Below are 21,013 nucleotides of genomic sequence, written 5' to 3'. Positions count from 1 at the left end.
GTAGGGACGACGGCTCGGCCGATGGGACGGATCCCAAGGATCAGAAGGTGAAGCGCGCGCCTACGCGGATCAGGTATACCGAGCGGTCGAGCAGCGGCACCGCGTCGTTGGCCGGGGTGAAGGTCGAGTAGCGATACTGGGCGCAGGGCTGGGTGGTGGTGTTCGTCACCACGCCCGCACCCGACGTGCCGGTCGGCGTCGGAGAGGCGAGGCACTGCACGTTCACGACGCTGGCGGCATAAGGAAAGTTGAGCTGGCGCAAGCCGCCCCAATCCTTGTTGAGGAGGTTCGGCAGGTTCTCGATGTCGGCGAACAGCGACACGCGCGATCCAAGGCCGGTCGGCACCTCTTGCTCGACATGCAGGTCGATGCGGGTGAAGGCGCGGCTGCGGGCTATATTCTTCGCCGCGATCCGCCCGCGGTACTTGCCGAGACCGGTATTCTCGATCAACGCGTTCAGATCGGTTTGCGTCTGCGTCGTATCGTAGCTGACGCGCGGGTCGTCGATCCCCGTCGGCACGTATAGCAGGTGGCTCTGCTGGTTCAGGACCGTGCCGAAGACCGACGAACGCGTGGTGACGTTGTCGCGCATCGTGTAGCTGAAGCGACGGCCCGAGCGGGTCTCACCGAACAACTGGATGATGGTGCGGGCGTCGCCGAAGAAGGCGCGGTTCAAGCCGAGTGCATATTTAAACTGCCACGTCGTCTCGTCGTTAGACCGGCCATAGGCAGGAAAGTCCGGGTTGCTGCCGAAGATCTGTTGCCCGTAGTTCGAGTTTATCGTCGACGCGGTCGCGGGCGACACGTCCCTGACATCCTGCCGGGTATAGCTGCCGAAGATGTTGATCCCGTTGTCAAACGTGCGCTCCAGCCGCACCACGCCGACATGCGAGCGGCCGCGCGTCGCGTTGGTCGTGAGGATATCGTAGTTCAAATCGGTGAACCCGGCCCCGGTCGCCGAGGTATAGCGCGGGCGGCCGTCGGGCGTCAGCAGGCCGGTCGGGATCGAGCGCTGGTCGGTGAAGGCAACCGAATAGATGTTCTGCGTATAGAGATAGTCGGCCCCGAGGGTGAAGCCGAACAAGTCGTACTCGCCGGTCAGCGTCGCCTTGAGCGAGGAGGGCAGGCGGAAGTCGGGATCGAGCGCGCCGGTGATGGTGTTCGGCAACTGGCCGCTCGCGCCCTGAACGAACGTCGACACCGCGCCCGGGATCTGGCCGGTGACGCCGTCCAGCGCAGCTGCGCAAACCGCGGCCGTCGTACCCGCGCCGCAGGTCCCGCCGGCCCCGCCGCGGGTGAAGGTCACCTGGTTCGACAGGACGGTGTTAGAGAAGCTGTTGGACAGGTAGATGTCGGGCGAGCCTCCGCCAAACACGCCCACGCCGCCGCGCAGGCGGATACTCTGCGGCGCATTCCAGTTGAACGAGATACGCGGCTGAAAGTTGTCCAAGCCCTTGTATGTCTTGGTGTTCGGGAAACCGTAGCGGCTCTGGAAGAACGGGTTGAACTCGGGCGTGTCGCGCATCCCGAACAGGTCGTACCGGATGCCGTAGGTGAGCGTGAAATTGTCGGTGATCCGCCAATCGTCCTCGAAGCCGAAAGTGAACTGGCTGTACTTGAAGTCCGCCGATGCCCCGAGCGGGTCTCCGTCGACCGGGATACGTAGGGTCAGCTGGGTCGCGCGCCGATTCTGATAGTCGGCGAGCGAGTCGAAATAGTAATTGCCCAATGAGTTCGCGAGGAAGTTGTTGAATGTGCGGTTCTCGTTGAACTCGCCGAGCAACCGGACCTCATGGTCGCCTAGCTCGATCCGGGCGAGCAGCGAGCCGCCCCAGGTGTCAAAGAACAGCTCGTTGGTCTGCCGGTTGATGTCCGGCCCGAAGAACACGCGGGGATTGGTGCCGCATGTCGTGGCCGTGTTGTTGCCGCCCGTGGCGAGCGAAGCCGGGTCCGTGCAGACACCGAACTGCGCGAACCCGCGGCCGAGTAGCGGCTCCTGCCCGCGCTTGATATGGCGATAGAGCAGGCGCGCCTCCGTCGAGAACTGGTCGGTCCAGTCGGAATTAAGCTGGACGATGCCGGCGTTCAGTCGCTGCGACAGTGCGTAGGCGTTGGACTGCAGGCCGTATGTCGGGGTGGCATTAGAAGTGCTGGTGCCGTTCTGGCTGTCGAGCGTATCGAACGCGTTAATGTAGCTGAGCGACAGGCGCTGGGCGTCCGTGACGTTCCAATCGACCCGCCCGACGATCTTCTCGTCCTTGGCGTTGTTGATCGTGAGCACGCCGCCCGGGTTGTACGAATAGACGCTGCCCGCCGTGCCGACGATGCCGTCGATCGTCCCTTGCGTCAGCCTGGGGATGTTCTGGAGTTGGGTGCCGAACGGGCGCGGGTTGGTGTTGCGCTCGGCGGAAACCATGAAGAACAGCTTGTCGGGGATGATCGGGCCGCGCAGCGTCGCGCCGTAGGTTTCCGACAGATAGTTGGGGACGGTGACGCGGTCGGTGTCGTTGCGCTTGCCCTGAAGCTCGTCGCGCGACTGCGAGTAGAAGACGGTACCGTGGAACTCGTTGGTGCCCGACAGGAGCACGGCGTCGATCACACCGCCCTGGAAGTTGCCCTGACGGATGTCGTATGGCGCGATCGAGACCGACACCTGACCCAGCGCGTCGAACGGCACGGGGCCGCGGCCCGTGGGGCTGGCATCTTGGTTGAGGCCGAACGTGTCGCCTACCTGGACGCCGTTGATCGTGAAGCGGTTGAAACGGGGATTGACGCCAGCGAACGACACGGCGCCGCCGCGCTCGGAACCATTGGACAGGTCGAGCGTCGCGAACGGGCTGCGGCGTTGGATGTCGCGGATGTCGCGGTTGACCGAGGCGACCGCGCGGATTTCGGCCTGGGTCAACACCGTCTGGGGACCATCGGACGAGGTGCCCGCGCCCGCGATCGAGGAGGCGGTGACGACGATATCCTCGCCGACCGTATCGTCGTCTGTGGTGGCGGTCGCGTTCGTCGCGGCCAGCTCGACGGGAAGCTCGAACGTTTGCTGGACGACGGTGAAGATGTCGGTGACGGTGGCGTTGCCTTGCGGGCTGGTCACGGTGACGGTGAATGGGCCGCCGGGACGCAGGCCGGACAGGCTGTAGCCGCCGTCCGCGCCGCTGCTCGTCGTCGACCGTGTACCCGACGCGACGTCGGTCGCCAGGATTTCCGCACCGGCGACAGGCTGCCCGCCCGCAGTCACCGTCCCGCGAATGGTCGACGTCGTCTCCTGCGCGGATACGGCCGCCGGGATCGCCAGCGCGGCGATGGCCGCGCCCAAAAGGAAGCGATTGCGCATGTATATTCCCCAATGGGCGATGTGGTTCGATCCGGCGCCAGGCGGCTCCGACTGACCGCGCCACTGCCCGGGGAATATTGCGCTCCGATGACAATTACGGGGTCGACCCGGAGAGGTTAGCGAAAGCTCTCCGCTGCGTTGCAAAAAAGCATCACGCCGCACCCGCGCCGTTCTCCACGATCGTCGCCCATCCGGCTTCGTCGATCACGCGTACGCCCAGATCGGCCGCCTTTTTCAGCTTCGACCCCGCGCCCGGCCCGGCGACCACCAGATCGGTCTTGGCCGACACCGACGCGGCGACGCGCGCGCCCAGCGCCTCGGCCTGACGCTTGGCCTCGTCGCGAGACAGCGTCTCCAGCGAGCCGGTAAAGACGACGACCTTGCCCGACACCTCGGACGCGCGCGTCTCGTGCGTCAGGGGGAGCGGCTGCACCTCGCGCAGCAGCTCGGCGACCACGTCGCGGTTGTGCTTCTCCGCGAAGAAGCCGGTGAGCGCGTCAGCGACCTCCGGCCCGATCCCCGCCGTCTCCACCGCCGCGACCAGCGCCCGGCCGCGGCGAAGCGCGAACCGCCGTTCCGCCTCGCCGATCGCGGGCGTCGTCGCGCGGCGCACGCGGAGCGCGGCACGGATCATCGCGGCGACCGCGCGCGGGGTCCCGTAGCGCCGCGCCAGGTCGCGCGCCGTGACCTCGCCGACATGACGGATCCCCAGCGCGAACAGGAACCGGTCGAGCGCGATCCGCCGCCGCTCGTCGATCGCCGCGATCAGCTTGCCCACTACGAGTTCGGACATCCGCTCGCGCTGCGCGAGCGCGTTGCGGTGCAGGTGCAGCCGGAAGATGTCGGCGGGCGACGCGATCAGCCCGGCGCGGAAGAACTCCTCCACGCGCACCAGCCCCAACCCTTCGATGTCGAAGGCTCGGCGCGACACGAAATGGATCAGCCGCTCGACCCGCTGCGCCGGGCAGACCAGCCCGCCCGTGCAGCGCACCACCACCTCGCCCTCGCCGCGCTCCGCGAGCGAGCCGCATTCGGGGCAGGTCGCCGGGAAGACGAAGGCTGGCCGGTCAACGTCGCGCGTAAGGTTCTCCGTGATCTGCGGGATCACATCGCCCGCGCGCTGGAGCATCACGCGGTCGCCGGGGCGCACTCCCAGCCGCGCGATCTCGTCGGCATTGTGGAGCGTCGCGTTGGTAACGACCACACCGCCCACCGTCACCGGCTCCAGCCGTGCGACGGGGGTCAGCGATCCGGTGCGCCCGACCTGGATGTCAATCGCATGCAGCGTCGTCTGCGCCTGCTGCGCGGGAAATTTATGCGCCGTCGCCCAGCGCGGTGCACGGCCGACGATCCCCAGCCGCGCCTGCCAATCGAGCCGGTCGAGCTTATAGACGACCCCGTCGATATCGAAGGGCAGGTCCGCGCGCCGCTCCTCGATCACGCGGTAGGCCGCGAGCGCGGCGTCCACGTCTTCGCAAACGGTAAAGCGCGGATCGACGGGAAAGCCCCAGCCGCGCCACCGCTCGACCAGCGCGGCTTGCGTCTCGAACGGCAACGCGGACGCCTCGCCGAGCCCATGCGCGAGAAAGTGTAGCGGTCGCGTCGCCGTCACGCCCGCGTCCTTCTGCCGCAGCGATCCGGCGGCGGCATTGCGCGGGTTGGCGAACTGCCGCGCCTTGGCCGGGTCCTCGGCGTCGGCGAGCAGCCGGGCGTTGAGCGCGGCGAAGTCGGCCTTGGTCATATAAACCTCGCCGCGCACCTCGAAGATTTCAGGAGCCTCGCCGTTCAGCGCGCCCGGCACGTCGGCGATCGTGCGGACGTTGGCCGTCACGTCCTCGCCCACCGCGCCGTCGCCGCGCGTCAGCGCCTGCACAAGCCGCCCGCGCTCGTAGCGCAGCGAGCAGGACAACCCGTCGATCTTGGGCTCGGCGGTCAGCGCGACGGGCCCGTCGTCGGCAAGCTTGAGGAAGCGGCGGACGCGCGCGACGAACTCGACCACCTCCTCATCGGAGAACGCGTTATCGAGGCTCGTCATCGGCCGCGCATGCGCCACCTTGGCCAGATGCCCGGCGGGAGCCGCGCCGACGACGCGCGCGGGCGAGTCCGCGCGGACCAGCGCCGGAAACGCCGCCTCGAGCGCCGCATTGCGCCGGACCAGTTCGTCATACTCCGCGTCGCCGATCTCGGGCGCGTCGTCGGTATGGTACAGCCGGTTATGCCGCGCGATCTCGGCGGCGAGCGCCTCCAGCTCGGCGGCGGCCTCGGTCTCGGTCCCGGGAGGCGGGCTCACGCGAGCGCCGCGTCCGCGCCCATCAGTTCGGGGAAGAACCCCTCATGCGCCGCGCGCAGCTCGTCGAGTGTGACCACGAAGTCGCCGTGCGGCAGCTCGAAGATGATCCGCTTGCCGCCCGTGCGTCCCAGCGGCTCGACCTCGACGCCCTCGGCATGCGTCGACATCAGGAAGTCGAGCAGCGCCGAGTCCTGGATCGTGACGAGATACACGCCCTGGTCCTCGGCAAACAAGGCGCGCGCCGGGCCGTAGCCCAGCGGCCGGTCGATCATCGCGCCGATCCCGCCCGCCAGCGCCATCTCGGCCAGCGCGACCGCGACGCCGCCGTCCGCCACATCGTGGACCGCGGTCAGGCAGCGCGTGCCGATCCGGTGGCGGATCAGGTCGCCCGTCCTGCGCTCGGCCGCCAGATCGACGGGGGGAGGGGGGCCGGCTTCGCGACCCTCGATCCCGTGCAGCTCGCGTAGGTACAGCGACTGGCCCAGATGCCCGTGCCGCTTGCCGACCAGCAGGATCACGTCGCCCGCACCCTTGAACCCGATCGTCGCCGATCGGGTATAGTCGTCCAGCAGCCCCACGCCGCCGATCGCGGGGGTGGGCAGGATCGCCGATCCCGATCCGTCCTCCAGCTTGGTCTCGTTATAAAGCGACACGTTGCCGCTCACGATCGGGAAGTCGAGCGCGCGGCACGCGTCCGCCATGCCCTCGATGCAGCCGACGAGCTGGCCCATGATCTCGGGCCGCTGCGGGTTGCCGAAATTCAGGCAGTCGGTCGCCGCCAGCGGCCGCGCGCCGACCGCGCACAGATTGCGCCATGCTTCCGCGATCGCTTGGGTGCCGCCCGCCACGGGATCGGCGAAGCAGTAGCGCGGGGTGCAGTCGGTGGTGATCGCCAGGCCCTTGTCGGTCCCATGCACCCGCACGACCGCGGCGTCGCCGCCCGGCCGCTGGACGGTGTCGCCGCCCACCATATGGTCGTACTGCTCCCAGACCCACCGCCTGGAGGCTAAGTCGGGCGAGGCCATCAGCTTGAGCAGGTCGGCCGCCGGATCCTCGCACTCCGGAAAGCCTGCGAGCGGGGCGGGCGGCTCGGTCGCGACATGCGGCCGGTCGTAGCAGGGCGCGTCGTCGGCGAGCGGCCCGAGCGGGATGTCGCACACCGTCTCGCCGCGCCAGGTCAGCACCATCCGGCCCGTGTCGGTGACGCGCCCGATCACTGCGAAGTCGAGCTCCCATTTCCGGAAGATCGCCTCAGCCTCCGGCTCGCGCCCGGGCTTCAGGACCATGAGCATCCGCTCCTGGCTTTCCGACAGCATCATCTCGTACGGCGTCATGCCCGTCTCGCGGCAGGGCACGTCGTCCATCGCCAGCTCGATCCCGACACCGCCCTTGCTGGCCATCTCCACGCTCGAAGAGGTCAGGCCCGCCGCGCCCATGTCCTGGATCGCGACGATCGCGTCCGACGCCATCAGCTCCAGGCACGCCTCGATCAACAGCTTCTCGGTGAACGGATCGCCGACCTGTACCGTCGGGCGCTTCTCGTCGGAGTTCTCCGAAAAATCGGCGGACGCCATAGTCGCGCCGTGAATGCCGTCGCGGCCTGTCTTGGACCCGACATAGATGACCGGGTTGCCAATCCCGCTCGCGGCCGACAGGAAGATCTTGTCCTGATCCGCGACGCCCACCGTCATCGCATTGACTAGGATGTTGCCGTCATACGCCGCGTGGAAGTCCACCTCGCCCCCGACCGTCGGCACGCCCACGCAGTTGCCGTAACCGCCGATCCCCTGCACCACGCCCGCGACCAAGTGCCGCGTCCGGGGATGGTCGGGCCGCCCGAAGCGAAGCGCGTTCAGGTTCGCGACCGGCCGCGCGCCCATCGTGAACACGTCCCGCAGGATGCCGCCGACCCCCGTCGCCGCTCCCTGATAAGGCTCGATGTAGGAAGGGTGGTTGTGGCTCTCCATCTTGAAGATCGCTGCCTGGCCGTCGCCGATGTCCACCACCCCGGCGTTCTCGCCCGGCCCGTGAATGACGCACTCACCGGTCGTCGGCAGCTTCTTGAGGTGGATGCGGCTCGATTTGTACGAGCAATGCTCCGACCACATGACGGAGAAGATGCCGAGTTCCACCATGTTCGGCTCGCGCCCCAGCGCGTGCAGTACACGGTCGTACTCGTCGGGCGACAGGCCGTGCTCGGCGACGATCTCGGGGGTGATGGCGGTCATGGGCGGGCAGATACTCCCGTGCGCGCAAACGCGCCACCCGCAGGCTTACAGGTAGGGCGGCTGATGGTGCCTCGCGGGGCTAACCGTGAACACCTCGCACCCGGTCTCGGTGATGCCGATCGAATGTTCGAACTGCGCCGACAGCGACCGGTCGCGCGTCACGGCGGTCCAGCCGTCGTCGAGCAGCTTCACGTCAGGTCGCCCTATATTGATCATCGGTTCGACAGTGAAGATCATGCCGGGCCGGAGCTCCGGCCCGGTGCCAGGCTTACCCACATGCACCACTTCGGGCGCGTCGTGGAACAGCCGCCCCAGACCATGCCCGCAGAAATCGCGCACCACGCCGTACCGGTGGCGCTCGGCATGCCGCTGGATCGCGTGCGCCACGTCGCCCAGGTGATTGCCCGGGCGCGCCTGTTCCAGCCCGAGCATCAGGCACTCGTAGGTCACTTCGACCAGCCGCCGCGCCTTCAGCGGCACGTCGCCGATCAGGTACATGCGGCTGCTGTCGCCGTGCCAGCCGTCCAGGATCGGCGTTACGTCGACATTGACGATGTCGCCCGATTTCAGCGTCTTCTCCGACGGGATGCCGTGGCACACGACGTGGTTGATCGAAATGCACGACGAATGCGTGTAGCCGCGGTAGCCGAGCGTCGCGGGCACGCCGCCGCGGCCGAGCATGAAGTCGTAGATCAGCCGGTCGATCTCCGCCGTCGTCACGCCTGGCACCATGTGCGGCACCAGCATGTCGAGCGTCTCGGCGCACAACCGCCCCGCGCGGTGCATCCCGTCGAACGCCGCGCGCCCATGAAGCTTGATCGCACCCGTGCGCCCGTCGGGCGCATCGGTGGTGACGGAGACGTAATCGGTCATACACAGGTCATATAACGGCCGCTTCGCCGCTTTGCGAGACCGCCCTGCAGGTCTAAGCCCGCGCGATGGACACGACACGCATCTGGACCGCCGCGCTCGTCGTCATCGGCGACGAGATCCTGTCCGGCCGCACGCAGGACAAGAATATCGCCCAGATCGCATCCTGGCTGAACGTTCAGGGTATCCGCCTGGCCGAGGCGAGGGTGGTCGGCGACCGCACGGATGCGATCGTCGAGGCGGTCGAGACGCTTAGGGCGCGCAACGATTATTGCTTCACCACCGGCGGTATCGGCCCCACGCACGACGACATCACCGTCGATGCGATCGCGCACGGCCTGGGCGTCGACGTCGTTCACCATCCGGACGCGCTCGTGGCGCTGGAGCGGTATTACGAGACGCGCGGCGGGCTGAACGAGGCGCGGGCCCGCATGGCGCGCGTGCCGGACGGGGCGGAGCTGATCCCGAACCGCGTATCCGGGGCGCCGGGCATACGCTTCGGCAATCTGTTCATCATGGCGGGCGTCCCGCATATCACCGCGGGCATGCTCGATGCCCTGACGGGCACGCTGGAGGGTGGCCGCCCCGTCGTCTCCAAGTCGATCGGCTGCTGGGTCGCCGAGTCCGAGGTCGCCGAGCTGCTGGCCGCGGCGGAGAAGACGCACGAGGGCGTCGCGATCGGCAGCTACCCCTTCTTCCGCGAAGGCCGCGTCGGCGCGAACTTCGTGGTGAGGAGCCCCGATGAGGCGCTCGTGGACCGCTGCATGGCCGACCTGTCGCGCGATCTGGAGGCGGTGGGAAAGGAAGTCGTAAACGGAGGTATATAGTTCATATACCGTTCGGAAGAACATTCGCGGTTCATAAAAGCCGGACACTCCGCAGTCGTAGCGTGAGCCGAACACGAACATGGTCGACATTCTTACGTCGAACCAACCGCTGAACAGGGTGGAGGTCATACCGCAGGCAGTTCGCCATTCAGCGCGGAATGCTGGAATGCTGTTCGTGGGACACGGATCTGCCGGCCTGGTTGCGAGCAGACCATTTCTGCAAAGAGCGCTTTAGATACTCGCGGACCGGTTCGTCGAAGAACCGTACTACGAAATAACTCACACCTAGCGAGAATACGACCATCGTCACGCCAGCTACCATACCTGCCTCGCCGGGATCTTGATGAAGCGCCAGCTTCCAAGTACCGGCGACCCACAACAAGATCGGTGCGTGCAGCAAATACAGCGGGTAAGAGATGCGACCCAGTTCTCCGCAAATGCGGCTTGCTAGCGGCGTTGCGGAGGTGCTTGCCGCAAGCACGATGAACAGCGGATAGCCGAGGTAGGCGACCGCGGCAGCCAAGCCGGGATTGTCAGATGGCAGGATCATCAGACTTGCCGTCACGCCGAGACCGGCGACGACCAGGGGCGTCGAGGAAGTACGAAGCGGCACATCGGCTGCCCGGTAGGCGCGGTAGAGCACGACACCGACCACGACCTCGCTCAGTGTGCGTAGGATACCGGCTCCGAAACTCTGAAATGACCAACCCAGGTCGAATGCGCCGCTCCGGAAAGCCGCACCAAGAAAGCAGACCGTAGCGACGACTGCGATTGCCACCAGAAATCGCATAGGAGCACGAAACAACACTGTTCCGAAGACAATGCTGGCGAGCATCTCCGTAGACAACGACCACGAAGACGGCGCGAACGGAAACATTCCTCCTAAAGGAGCAACATCGACTGGCATTGGTACAAAGTTCAAGTTTAAACTAAGATAATAAGTCAGTACAATTATGGACGGTGCGTCATCGGTTTCCAGCAGACTCTTAGTAAGATAGTAACAAAATCCCAGTAAAGTCGCAATCAGGTAAGTCGGCCAGAGTCGAATAAGGCGAATTAACAAGAAATCAGTGAATCCCACTCTTTTCGTCGACAGCTTATTACTATAAGAATGTGCAAGAACAAAGCCGCTAATCAAAAAGAATAAATCGACCGCAAGGAAGCTAGATCGAAACAACGGGCGAAGGTGGAGATAATCTTCCAGATGAAAGAGCATCACCGCCAACGCCGCAATGCCGCGCGCACCGTCCAGCCAAGTAAAGTGCTTCGGCATGATATCCCCCCACCCCACAGGACTTGTAGCAAGGGTCGGACAATGCCGATAGTAGCAATCTTCTCCATGGCCATTCAGACCGCCCAAGACGGGATAAAAGCCACACATGGACTTTATGATTTCTCAATCGGTTTCTGCGCGGTGAGCCCGGCCCACCATTCCTTATAGGACGTGTTCTTCGCCATCCGCCGATTCCAGTCCGGCGCACCGTCCTCCCACCACACCGGCCCGCGCTCGCCAAGCGCGACCTTTGCCCGGTCCACGTCCGCCCGCGCGGCTCGCTCCACCTCCGCGTCGCCCGTCTTCAGCGCCGCGCCGACCCGTCGCCGCGCATCCATCAGGTAGCGCACCAGCTCCGCCCGCCGTTCGGGCGGGAGCGCCGGGTTCGAACATCGCCACAACCGCCCGCGTACGACGAAATAGCGGCCGTCGGGCGTCACGGGGTGGCGTTCCCGGTCGCCGCTCATCTATGCGCGGCCGGGAGAGGATGACGATGAAGCTGTTTCACGTGAGCGACGTCCATTTCGGCGCGGAGGACGCGGGCGCGATCGCGTGGTTCGACGCGCTCGTGGTGGACGAGAAGCCCGACGCGGTGATCATGACCGGCGACCTCACGATGCGGGCGCGGGCGCATGAGTTCGAGGCGGGCGCGAACTGGCTCCGCGCGCTGAACGTCCCCGTGACGTTGGAGGTCGGCAACCACGACATCCCCTATTACTGGGATCCCGTCCGCCGTTTCCTGTTCCCCTATAAGCGGTACGAAAAGCTCGAGCGCATGATCGAGCGCGAGCTGCACCTGCCCGGCCTGACGATCGTCCCGCTCCAGACGACCGCGCGCGCCCAGTGGCGCTGGAACTGGTCCAAGGGCCATGTCAGCCCGACCGCGCTCGACCGCGCGCTGGCGGCGGTGGCCAAGGCGCCGCGCGGGGACCTGATCTTCGTCGCGGGCCATCACCCGCTTGTCGAGGCGGGAACGCGCGGCACCGCACGGACCGAGAACGGCGAGGCGGCGCTGACCGCGCTCGCGGCCGCGGGCGCGCACGCCGTGCTGTCGGGCCATGTCCACGACGCGTTCGACGTGCCGGTCGAGCGGAATGGCTGGACCGTCCGGATGATCGGTGCGGGCACGCTGTCCAAACGCGTCCGCGCGACCCCGCCCGCCTTCAACGAGATCCGGGTGGAGGGCGCGCGGTTCGAGACGATCGTCCGTACCTTCTCGCCCGATCCAGAACGCTCGATCAGCGGGACGACGCGGTCCGGGGAGCGGCTGTAGCGGTCCCGAGCACGCCGCGCAGGAACACCGTCTCGACGGCCAGGCTCAGGTCGCTGTTGGGCTTCTTGCGCCACCCGTGCCCTTCGTCGGCGAACAGCAGGTAGCTGACCGGTACGCCGCGCGCGCGGAGTGCGGCGACCATCTGCTCGCTCTCGGCGCGGGGTACGCGGGGGTCGTTCGCGCCTTGCTCGATCAGCATCGGCTTGGTGATCCTGGCCACATTGGCGCGAGGCGAGATGCGCGCGAACACCGCCTGCATCGCGGGCGTCCGCTCGTCGCCATATTCGGCGCGGCGGTTGTCGCGGCGGTACGCCTCGGTTTTCTGGAGGAACGTCGTCCAGTCGCCGATCCCGAACAGGTCCACGCCGCCCGCCAGCCGGTCCGAATACATCGTCATCGCCGCCAGCGACATATAGCCGCCATACGACCCGCCGATCACCGCGACCCGCGACGCGTCCAGATCGGGCTGTCGCGCGATCCAGTCGAGCAGCGCGCCGATGTCCTTGACCGAGTCCTCGCGTTTCTCCGCGTTATCTAGGTTCAGGTATTTGGTCCCGTACCCGTCCGACCCGCGCACGTTGGGGACGATCACCGTCGCGCCGAGCGTGTCGACGAAGCTGGCGATCGTCGGCGACCAGCCTGGCCGCGCCTGCCCCTCCGGCCCGCCATGGATCGATATCAGCACGGGCGTCCGCGCGCCGGCGGCCGCCGCCTTGGGTCGGTACACGAAGGCGGGAACGGACAGCTTATCGAAGCTCTCGAACCTGACGAGCCGAGGCTCAGGCAGTGCCGCGCGGTCGATCGGGCCGATCTCCGACTGCGTCCACCTTTCGAGCCTGCCCGCGCCCACGTCCCAGACATGCACGTCGCCCGGCGCGCTGGGCGAGGCGACGCCGATCGCCAGCCGCTTGCCGTCGGGCGAAAGGCGCAGGTTATTCACCACCCCGACCGGCAGGGTCGGCTGTGGCAACGCGCGCCGTGTGACGAGGTCCTGGACGACGACCTTCGAATAACCATCCTCATTGACCGCGTAGGCGAGCACGCGCCCGTCGTCGCTCAGGTCGAAATCCTCGACGTTCCATTTGGACGCCGCGCTGACCGGGGTCATGCGGCCGCTCGCGACATCGAACTCGACCAGCCGCTTCACGTCGCTGTCCCGGTCGCTCAGCGCGATCACCGATCGTCCGCCCCGCGCGAACCGGGCACCTTGCAGCAGGGCGGGGGTTCCTTTCGCAATCTCGACGGGCACACCGCCCGCCACCGGCATCGTAAACAGCTTCTGCTCGAGGTTCGACACGGTGCGCGAGAGCAGCAGCGTGCGCCCGTCGGGGGACACGTCGTCGGGTCCGATTGCGCCCGTCCCCTTGTGGATGACCACGCGCGATGCCGGGTCCGCCGGATCGGCGGCGAGGATGTCGTAGTCGCTCGCGCCCTTGCTCGACCGGCTCCAGAACACGCGGCCGCCGTCGCGCGCGACCACCGGCCCGGCGTTGCGCGTCCCCGTCTCCGTCAGCTGGACCGACTTGCCGTCGGGTCTCATGCTGTAGAGCTGAAACCACTCGTCCCCGCCCGTATCGCGGCCATACAGGATGCGGTCGGAGCCGGGGATCGACACCGCCCCCGCGATCGGCTCGGCGGCGAAGGTCAGCTGGCGGCGGTCCATCCCCGGCCCGGCGACGCGGTGCAGCTGCGCGGTCGCGCCGAAGCGCGTGGTGATCAGCAGCGACCCGTCGGTCGCCCAGTCCGCGACGCCCGCCGACCGGCTCTGCTGATACCGCGCCACCGCCTCCGTCACCTCGGCCGGGATGGCGGGGACGTTCTCCAAAGTCGCCGCGCCGACGGTGCGGGTGGCCACCTGCTGCGCCGAAGCGCCCGCGGCGAGCGCGAGGAGGGCGGTGGCGGCGAGCAGCTGGCGCATGATGGAACTCCCTGTTTGCCGAGAGACTAGCCGCTCGCCGCCTACGCGCAAGCTCAACGCCGCCGGGCGTCGGTCTTCGCGCGCTCCGCCCGGTACGGAGCGCCCGTCCGCCACCCCGGCCAGCGCCCGCTATCGGCGATCTCGCGCCCGAGCGCGTAGGCGAGCGCGCCGTCCTGCGCGGCGGCCGCCATGTCCCATTCCTCCCGGAACTCATCGCACCGTTGATGATAGCACTGCGCGTTATACAGCTCGACCACCGCGTCCGCGCGTCCGCCGCCCGCCAGATCGCGACCGGCGCGGAAGTACAGGCTTGGCACCCCGGCGGCGGCGAAGGCGTAATGGTCCGACCGCTGGTACCAGCCCGCCGCCGGCGCGACTTCCGGCTCGATGCGCCGCCCTTGCGCGCCCGCCAGCCGCGCGAGATCGTCCTCCAGATCGACCAGCCCCGCGCCGATCAGCTCGACGCTCCGCGTCGCAGGCAGCGCCAGATGCGGGTCGAGGTTGAACACCGCCGCCGTCGTCGCCAGCGGCCGCACCGGGCTGGCCACGTAATGATACGCCCCGAGCAGCCCGTCTTCCTCCGAGGTGTAGCCGATGAACAGCAACGTGCGGCTGGTGCGCGGCCCCCGCGCGAACGCCCGCGCCACCTCCAGCAGCGTCGCGGTCCCGACCGCGTTGTCGACCGCGCCGTTGCGGATCATATCGCCGGTCGCGTCCGCCGGCCCGACGCCGTACCCGTCCCAATGCGCCCCGAACACGACCGTCTCGGCCGCGCGCGTCGTCCCGTCGAGCTTGGCGACGATGTTGCGCGTCGTCACCGGCGACGCGGTGACCGTCGCCCCGGCGCTCAGCGTCGCGTTCGGGATCGGCACCGCGCGGAAGCCCGGTTCCTGCGCGCGCCTGAGCAGCGCCTCGAAATCGAGCCCCGCCCGCGCGAACATCGCGGCCGCGATCTCGCCCGTGACGTATCCCGTCAACCGCGCGGGCCCCATCGGCGTCCCGGAGGAAGCAAGTCGGTATGTCGCGTTCGGGTCGGAGTTCGCGATCTGCTGCCAAGGCCAGCTCGTTAGCGCGGTCCGGTGAACGGTGAGCACGCCGACCGCGCCCCGGTCGAACGCCGCCTTTGCTTTCCCGCCCGCGTACTTGCTCCGCGCCCGTCCGCCGAACGGTCCCGTATCGCGGTCGTAATCGGGGTCGTTGGGCAGGATGACGACCACCTTGCCCCGCACGTCCGCGCCCGCATAATCGTCCCATCCCAGCTCGGGCGCGTGGATGCCGAAGCCGAGGAACACCAACGGCGCGCCCTCGACCGCCGCGCGCCCCTCATGCGACGCTCCGATGCTCCAATCCCGCGCGCGCTCCAGCGCGAGCGGCTGGCCCCCGGAGCGCAGATCGAACGACAGCGCGCCCTTGTCGAGCCTGACGAGCGGCACCTCCTGGAACCACGACCCGCCCGGCCCCCCCGGCGACAACCCCGCCGCCTCGAACTGCGCCCGCAGATGCGCCAGCGTCGCCGTCTCGCCGCGCTCGCCGGGGCCACGTCCCAGGAACGCATCACTCGACAGGACGCGCACATCCTCCTTGATCGCCTCGGCCTGAATAGGAGAGGGTGTTTGCGCGGCGAGCAGGGCGGCGAGGGCGGCGGCGAAGAGGGCGGTCACGATGCGCATCAGTAGCGGCACTCCGAAGGGAGCGCGTAACGTGGCAGCGGACCGGGCGCTTGTCGAGAACAGGCGATCCCGGGGTGGAAGGTCACTTGAGTCACGCCAACGCGACCGATGTGGGCGGGGTCGAACCTGAACAAGTTGACACAAGTTGACGCGTACGCACGGGTCGGATCGGGCGGAGGGGAGACCGGTCGCGCCACGTCCAACTCCTGCCCGCAGAGCATAGCGGGTATGAAAATCCGAAAATCCCGAGCCGTCTCCTGACCGAAGACTCGTCCTACCGCGATCGGACAGTCCAGTCGCATAGGCGGTCGAGGCGGGTCGGACGATCATCCACCAGCCTGGATCATATCGGCGGGCTGTAGGACAGCGGTTTATCGCGCGGGCGGTCCGGGAGCCTCGAAATTCGATGACCGACCCCGGTTCCGACGTCCGAGCGCCGCGGAACGACGCCGGTCGCGCGGCGCGTCGAAGCCGACCGGTCATGACACCTGGATACACGAAACCGATCGTTGTCGGCGGGGTGCCTATGGCGAAGTCCAGCTTCGGCGACCTCCATCTTTTCGCGGGTGGACCGACACCGCGCCGGGTCCATAACTCCGAGCCGGGCGAATAGGGGAAACGCGGATGCGAGCGAGAGCGCCATTGCCGGGCGGGCTGATCTGCTGCGTGCTCGCGACCGCCGCGACCGCGCAGACCGTGCCGGACACCGAAGGCCGCTTCCGGCTGAGCGCGACCGAACGCGTGCGCTACGAGCTCATCGACGGGCAGGCGCGCGCCGGGTTCAACGAAAGCGACGATCTGCTGAACTTCCGCACGACGGTGCTCGCCGAATACGACGCCGCTCCGGTGAAGCTTGCGGCCGAGCTGTGGGACAGCCGCGTATACCGCGCCGACCGGGGCACCCCCGTCACGACCAACGAGGTGAACGCGTTGGAGCTTGTGCAGGCGTTTGCGGAGGTCGCGCTGGGCGACGTCGCCGGGCCGGGCTCCAAGGCCACGGTGCAGGCGGGCCGCTTCATGCTCAATCTGGGCTCGCGGCGGCTCGTCGCGGCCGACGATTACCGCAACACGACCAACGGCTATACCGGGCTGCACGCCACTCTCGCGACCAAGGTGGGTTGGCGCGCGACGGCGATCTACACGCTGCCGCAGCAACGGCGGCCGGACGATTTAGACGCGCTGCTCGACAACGAGGTGGCCGTCGATCGCGAAGGGTCGAACCTGGTGCTGTGGGGCGGGCTCGCCAGCCGCGCCCGCGCAATCGGCCCGGCGACCGTCGAGATGTCCTTCTTCCATCTGGGCGAGCGCGATCGGCCCGGTCGACCGACGCGCGACCGGTCGCTGAACACGGCGGCGTTGCGGGTCATCCGCGATCCGGCGCCCGGCCGCTTCGATCTGGAGGTCGAGGGCATCGTCCAGCGCGGCCGCGCGTCGGCCAGCACGGCGGCCGTCGCGGTGCGCCAGCCGGTCGCCGCGTGGTTCCTCCATGCCGATGCGGGCTATACCTTCGCGGGCGGGTGGAAGCCGCGCGTATCGGTCGAGTACGACCATGCGAGCGGCGACGGTCGCGGGGGGCGATACGGCCGGTTCGACACGCTGCTCGGCATGCGCCGCGCCGACCTGGCCCCGGCCGGGCTGTATAACGCGATCGCCCGGACCAACATCGCCAGCCCCGGGGTGAGGGTCGAGGCGACCCCGGACCGGAGGACCGATCTGTTCCTGAGCTACCGGCCGATGTGGCTGGCGTCGCGGTTCGACGCGTTCTCGTCGACGGGCGTGCGTGATGCCTCGGGGCGGTCGGGAAACTTCGCCGGGCACCAGATCGACGGACGCGTTCGCCACCGGCTTTCCCGCACGCTGATGCTGGAGGCGGACGTGGTGCTGCTCGCCAAGGGTCGGTTCCTGCGCGATGCACCCAACGCGCCACCGGGCCATTGGACCCGGTACGTGTCGTTCAATGCGGTGGCGAGCTTTTGATGGTCCGGCGGTGACCGGGCGCGGCCTACGGGATGTTCCCGGGCTGCCGTGTTGCCGATCCAGCAAGCCGAATTGGTAGCACGGTCATGACGCCGTGGTCGGGGTTCTCTTTAGACCTGGTTCGCTCGGACGCGGCCGTTAGCGCACCCGTCGATCTTGGAACCGCTCGTCCTCCTAACGAAAACCGCCGCCCGGGTCTCCCCGGACGGCGGCCTTTCGACCCTACATCGACGCGGACGCCTACGAGTTCAGATACTCGCCCGCATCCTCGTCGGTGCCGGTGCCCGACACCACGACCTCGGCGAGCGGATCGCTCCCGGTGCCGCCGTCGTCGCGGATGTCGCGGGCCAGCTCGGCGGCGTGCTCCTCCGCCGCGCTGACGGGGGCGACGATCGCCGCCGCCAAGGCGCGCTGCTGCACCCGGAGCGCCGCGTCGCGCGACGAGGCCGCCACGCGCAGGCGGTTCATGCCGGCACCCGTGCCCGCCGGGATCAGGCGGCCGACGATCACGTTCTCCTTCAGGCCCATCAGATTGTCCTGCTTGCCCTGGACCGCCGCCTCGGTGAGGACGCGGGTGGTCTCCTGGAACGACGCCGCCGAGATAAAGCTCCGGGTCTGGAGCGACGCCTTGGTGATGCCGAGCAGGATCGGCTTACCCGCCGCAGGGGCCTGACCCTTATCGAGCTTGGCGTTGGTCGCCTCCATTTCCTCGCGGTCGAGCTGTTCGCCCTTCAGCAAGGTGGTGTCGCCGCCGTCGGTGATCTCGACCTTCTGCAGCATCTGGCGGACGATCGTCTCGATGTGCTTGTCGTTGATCTTCACGCCCTGGAGCCGGTAGACCTCCTGGATCTCCGATACGAGATATTCGGCCAGCGGCTCGATCCCCATCGTCTCCAGGATGTCGTGCGGATCGGGCGATCCGCCGATCAGATTGTCGCCGCGCTTGACGTAGTCGCCTTCCTGCACGTCGATGACCTTGGACTTGGGCACCAGATACTCGACCACCTCGCCGCCGTCCTCGGGCTGGATGCCGATCTTGCGCTTGGCCTTATAGTCCTTGCCGAACACGACCCTCCCTGAGATCTTGGCGATGATCGCCGAGTCCTTGGGGATGCGCGCCTCGAACAGCTCGGCCACCCGCGGCAGACCGCCGGTGATGTCGCGCGTCTTGGCCGACTCGCGGCTGACACGCGCGACGACGTCTCCCGCCTGCACCTGCATGCCGTCCTCGACCGACAGCGTCGCTCCGCTCGCGAGCATGTATCGCGCCGCCTCGCCGCTGGCGTCGTCGAGCAGGGTGATGCGCGGGCGCAGGTCCTCCTTCGACTTGGTCGTCGCCCGGAACTCGGTGACGACCCGCTGCGCGATGCCCGTCGCGTCGTCGGTGACCTCGGTCAGGGTCTTGCCCTCGATCAGGTCCTGGAACTTCACGGTGCCGGCGTTCTCGGTGATCAGCGGCATGGTGAACGGGTCCCATTCGGCCATGCGGTCGCCCTTGGACACGATGTGCCCGTCGTCGAACAGCACGTACGCGCCGTAGGGGATCCGGTCGACCGCGAGCTCGCGGCCGTCCATGTCGAGGATCGCGATCTCGCCCGACCGCGACAGCACCACGCGGCGCCCCCGCTGGTCGACGATGACGCGCAGGTCGCGGTACACCGCCGTCCCGTCGGCATGCGCCTCAAGGTTCGACTGCTCGTTCAGCTGCGCCGCGCCGCCGATATGGAACGTCCGCATCGTCAGCTGGGTGCCGGGCTCGCCGATCGACTGCGCCGCGATGACGCCCACCGCCTCGCCGATATTGACGGGCGTGCCGCGGGCCAGGTCGCGCCCGTAGCACTTGCCGCACACGCCGATCTTGGACTCGCAGACCAGCGGGCTGCGGATCTTCATGCCGACGATGCCGATCCCCTCGATCGTGACGATCATCGCCTCGTCGAGCAGCGTTCCGCTCGGGATGACGACCTTGCCCGTCTTGGCGTCGACCACGTCCTCGGCGGTAGTGCGGCCCAGGATGCGCTCGCCCAGCGACGCGATGGTCGACCCCCCTTGCACGATCGCCTTCATCTCCAGCGCGCGCTCGGTGCCGCAATCCTCCTCGATGATGACGCAATCTTGGCTCACATCGACGAGGCGGCGCGTCAGGTAGCCCGAGTTCGCGGTCTTGAGCGCCGTGTCCGCAAGGCCCTTGCGGGCGCCGTGGGTCGAGTTGAAGTACTCCAGGACGGTCAGGCCCTCCTTGAAGTTCGAGATGATCGGCGTCTCGATGATCTCGCCCGACGGCTTGGCCATCAGCCCGCGCATGCCCGCAAGCTGCTTGATCTGAGCCTGCGAACCGCGCGCGCCGGAGTGCGCCATCATGTATATCGAGTTGATCGGCTTCTCGCGGCCCTTGTTGGGGCCGTCCTCGTACTTCTTGACCGCCTTGATCTCGTTCATCATGGCGCCCGCCACCTGGTCGCCGCAACGGCTCCAGGCGTCGATCACCTTGTTGTACTTCTCTTGCTGCGTGATCAGGCCGTCCTGATACTGCTGCTCGAAGTCCTTCACGAGGCCGCGGGTCTCGTCGACCATCGCCACCTTCTCGCCCGGGATGATCATGTCGTCCTTGCCGAACGAGATGCCCGCCTTGAACGCGTGGCGGAAGCCCAGCGCCATGATGGCGTCGGCGAACAGCACCGTCTCCTTCTGGCCGGTGTGACGGTACACCTCGTCGATCACGTCGCCCACGTCCTTCTTAGTGAGAAGGCGGTTGATCGTTTCGAACGGTACCTTGGACGATTGCGGCAACGTCTCGCCGAGCAGCATCCGGCCCGGCGTCGTCTCCACGCGCTTCATGTACGACTTGCCCGCCTCGTCCGTCTGCGGAACGCGCGTGGTGATCTTGGTGTGGAGCGTCACCGCCTTGGCCTCGAGCGCCTGGTGGACCTCCGACATGTCGGAGATCAGCATGCCCTCGCCGGGCTCACCCTCCTTCATCATCGACAGGTAATAGAGCCCGAGCACCATGTCCTGCGACGGCACGATGATCGGCTTGCCGTTGGCGGGCGAGAGGATGTTGTTGGTAGACATCATCAGCACGCGCGCTTCCAACTGCGCCTCAAGACTGAGCGGCACATGGACCGCCATCTGGTCGCCGTCGAAGTCCGCGTTGAACGCCGAGCAGACGAGCGGATGCAGCTGGATCGCCTTGCCCTCGATCAGCACGGGCTCGAACGCCTGGATGCCCAGCCGGTGGAGCGTCGGCGCACGGTTCAGCATCACCGGATGCTCGCGGATCACCTCATCCAGTATGTCCCAGACTTCCTTGCGCTCCTTCTCGACCCACTTCTTCGCCTGCTTGAGCG

12 protein-coding genes are annotated in these 21,013 nt (G+C 67.5%); 3 read left to right on the top strand and 9 right to left on the bottom strand.

Going from position 1 to position 21,013, the window contains the following annotated elements; genetic code table 11:
- Nucleotides 1-40: 40 nt before the first annotated feature.
- The 4 genes from ACFE7F_RS11290 to map all read right to left on the bottom strand — a co-directional run bounded on the left by ACFE7F_RS11290 (nt 41) and on the right by map (nt 8,731).
- Complete coding sequence (locus ACFE7F_RS11290) at nt 41-3,340, bottom strand: carboxypeptidase regulatory-like domain-containing protein (RefSeq protein ID WP_375403949.1); 3,300 nt, start codon at nt 3,338-3,340, stop codon at nt 41-43.
- Nucleotides 3,341-3,491: 151 nt separating this feature from the next.
- Complete coding sequence (ligA, locus tag ACFE7F_RS11285) at nt 3,492-5,630, bottom strand: NAD-dependent DNA ligase LigA (RefSeq protein WP_375403948.1); 2,139 nt, start codon at nt 5,628-5,630, stop codon at nt 3,492-3,494.
- Nucleotides 5,627-7,858, bottom strand: a complete 2,232-nt coding sequence (gene purL / locus ACFE7F_RS11280; RefSeq protein ID WP_375403947.1) for a phosphoribosylformylglycinamidine synthase subunit PurL — start codon at nt 7,856-7,858, stop codon at nt 5,627-5,629. Before purL ends, ligA begins: the two co-directional genes overlap by 4 nt.
- A gap of 45 nt (nt 7,859-7,903) precedes the next feature.
- Nucleotides 7,904-8,731, bottom strand: coding sequence for a type I methionyl aminopeptidase (gene map / locus ACFE7F_RS11275; protein ID WP_375403946.1), 828 nt, complete (start codon nt 8,729-8,731; stop codon nt 7,904-7,906).
- 65 nt (nt 8,732-8,796) lie between these two features.
- Here map and ACFE7F_RS11270 point away from each other — a divergent pair, with 65 nt between their 5' ends.
- Complete coding sequence (locus ACFE7F_RS11270; protein ID WP_375403945.1) at nt 8,797-9,555, top strand: competence/damage-inducible protein A; 759 nt, start codon at nt 8,797-8,799, stop codon at nt 9,553-9,555.
- A gap of 148 nt (nt 9,556-9,703) precedes the next feature.
- Here the strand turns inward: ACFE7F_RS11270 and ACFE7F_RS11265 are convergent, their stop codons facing one another.
- Nucleotides 9,704-10,828 carry an acyltransferase family protein gene (locus ACFE7F_RS11265; RefSeq protein ID WP_375403944.1) on the bottom strand — a complete coding sequence of 375 codons (1,125 nt, stop codon included), beginning with the start codon at nt 10,826-10,828 and terminating at the stop codon, nt 9,704-9,706.
- 113 nt (nt 10,829-10,941) lie between these two features.
- Nucleotides 10,942-11,295 (bottom strand): hypothetical protein, encoded by a 354-nt coding sequence (locus ACFE7F_RS11260; protein ID WP_375403943.1) that lies wholly within the window; start codon nt 11,293-11,295, stop codon nt 10,942-10,944.
- A 26-nt stretch (nt 11,296-11,321) separates the two neighbouring features.
- On the opposite strand from ACFE7F_RS11260, the gene ACFE7F_RS11255 reads away from it, so the two are divergent.
- Nucleotides 11,322-12,101 carry a metallophosphoesterase family protein gene (locus tag ACFE7F_RS11255; protein WP_375403942.1) on the top strand — a complete coding sequence of 260 codons (780 nt, stop codon included), beginning with the start codon at nt 11,322-11,324 and terminating at the stop codon, nt 12,099-12,101.
- Here ACFE7F_RS11255 and ACFE7F_RS11250 read toward each other — a convergent pair.
- On the bottom strand, nt 12,067-14,019 hold the full coding sequence (locus ACFE7F_RS11250) for a S9 family peptidase (RefSeq protein WP_375403941.1): 1,953 nt from the start codon (nt 14,017-14,019) through the stop codon (nt 12,067-12,069). The genes ACFE7F_RS11255 and ACFE7F_RS11250 overlap by 35 nt on opposite strands.
- 53 nt (nt 14,020-14,072) lie before the next feature.
- Nucleotides 14,073-15,689, bottom strand: coding sequence for a M28 family peptidase (locus tag ACFE7F_RS11245; RefSeq protein WP_375403940.1), 1,617 nt, complete (start codon nt 15,687-15,689; stop codon nt 14,073-14,075).
- Between the two features lie 624 nt (nt 15,690-16,313).
- On the opposite strand from ACFE7F_RS11245, the gene ACFE7F_RS11240 reads away from it, so the two are divergent.
- Complete coding sequence (locus ACFE7F_RS11240; RefSeq protein ID WP_375403939.1) at nt 16,314-17,666, top strand: alginate export family protein; 1,353 nt, start codon at nt 16,314-16,316, stop codon at nt 17,664-17,666.
- A 240-nt stretch (nt 17,667-17,906) separates the two neighbouring features.
- Here ACFE7F_RS11240 and rpoC read toward each other — a convergent pair.
- A partial coding sequence (rpoC, locus tag ACFE7F_RS11235; RefSeq protein ID WP_375403938.1) for a DNA-directed RNA polymerase subunit beta' occupies nt 17,907-21,013 on the bottom strand: 3,107 nt, incomplete at its 5' end.

The organism is uncultured Sphingomonas sp. (assembly GCF_964235535.1).
Classification (GTDB): domain Bacteria; phylum Pseudomonadota; class Alphaproteobacteria; order Sphingomonadales; family Sphingomonadaceae; genus Sphingomonas.
This window is presented reverse-complemented; position numbering and strand designations above follow the sequence as displayed.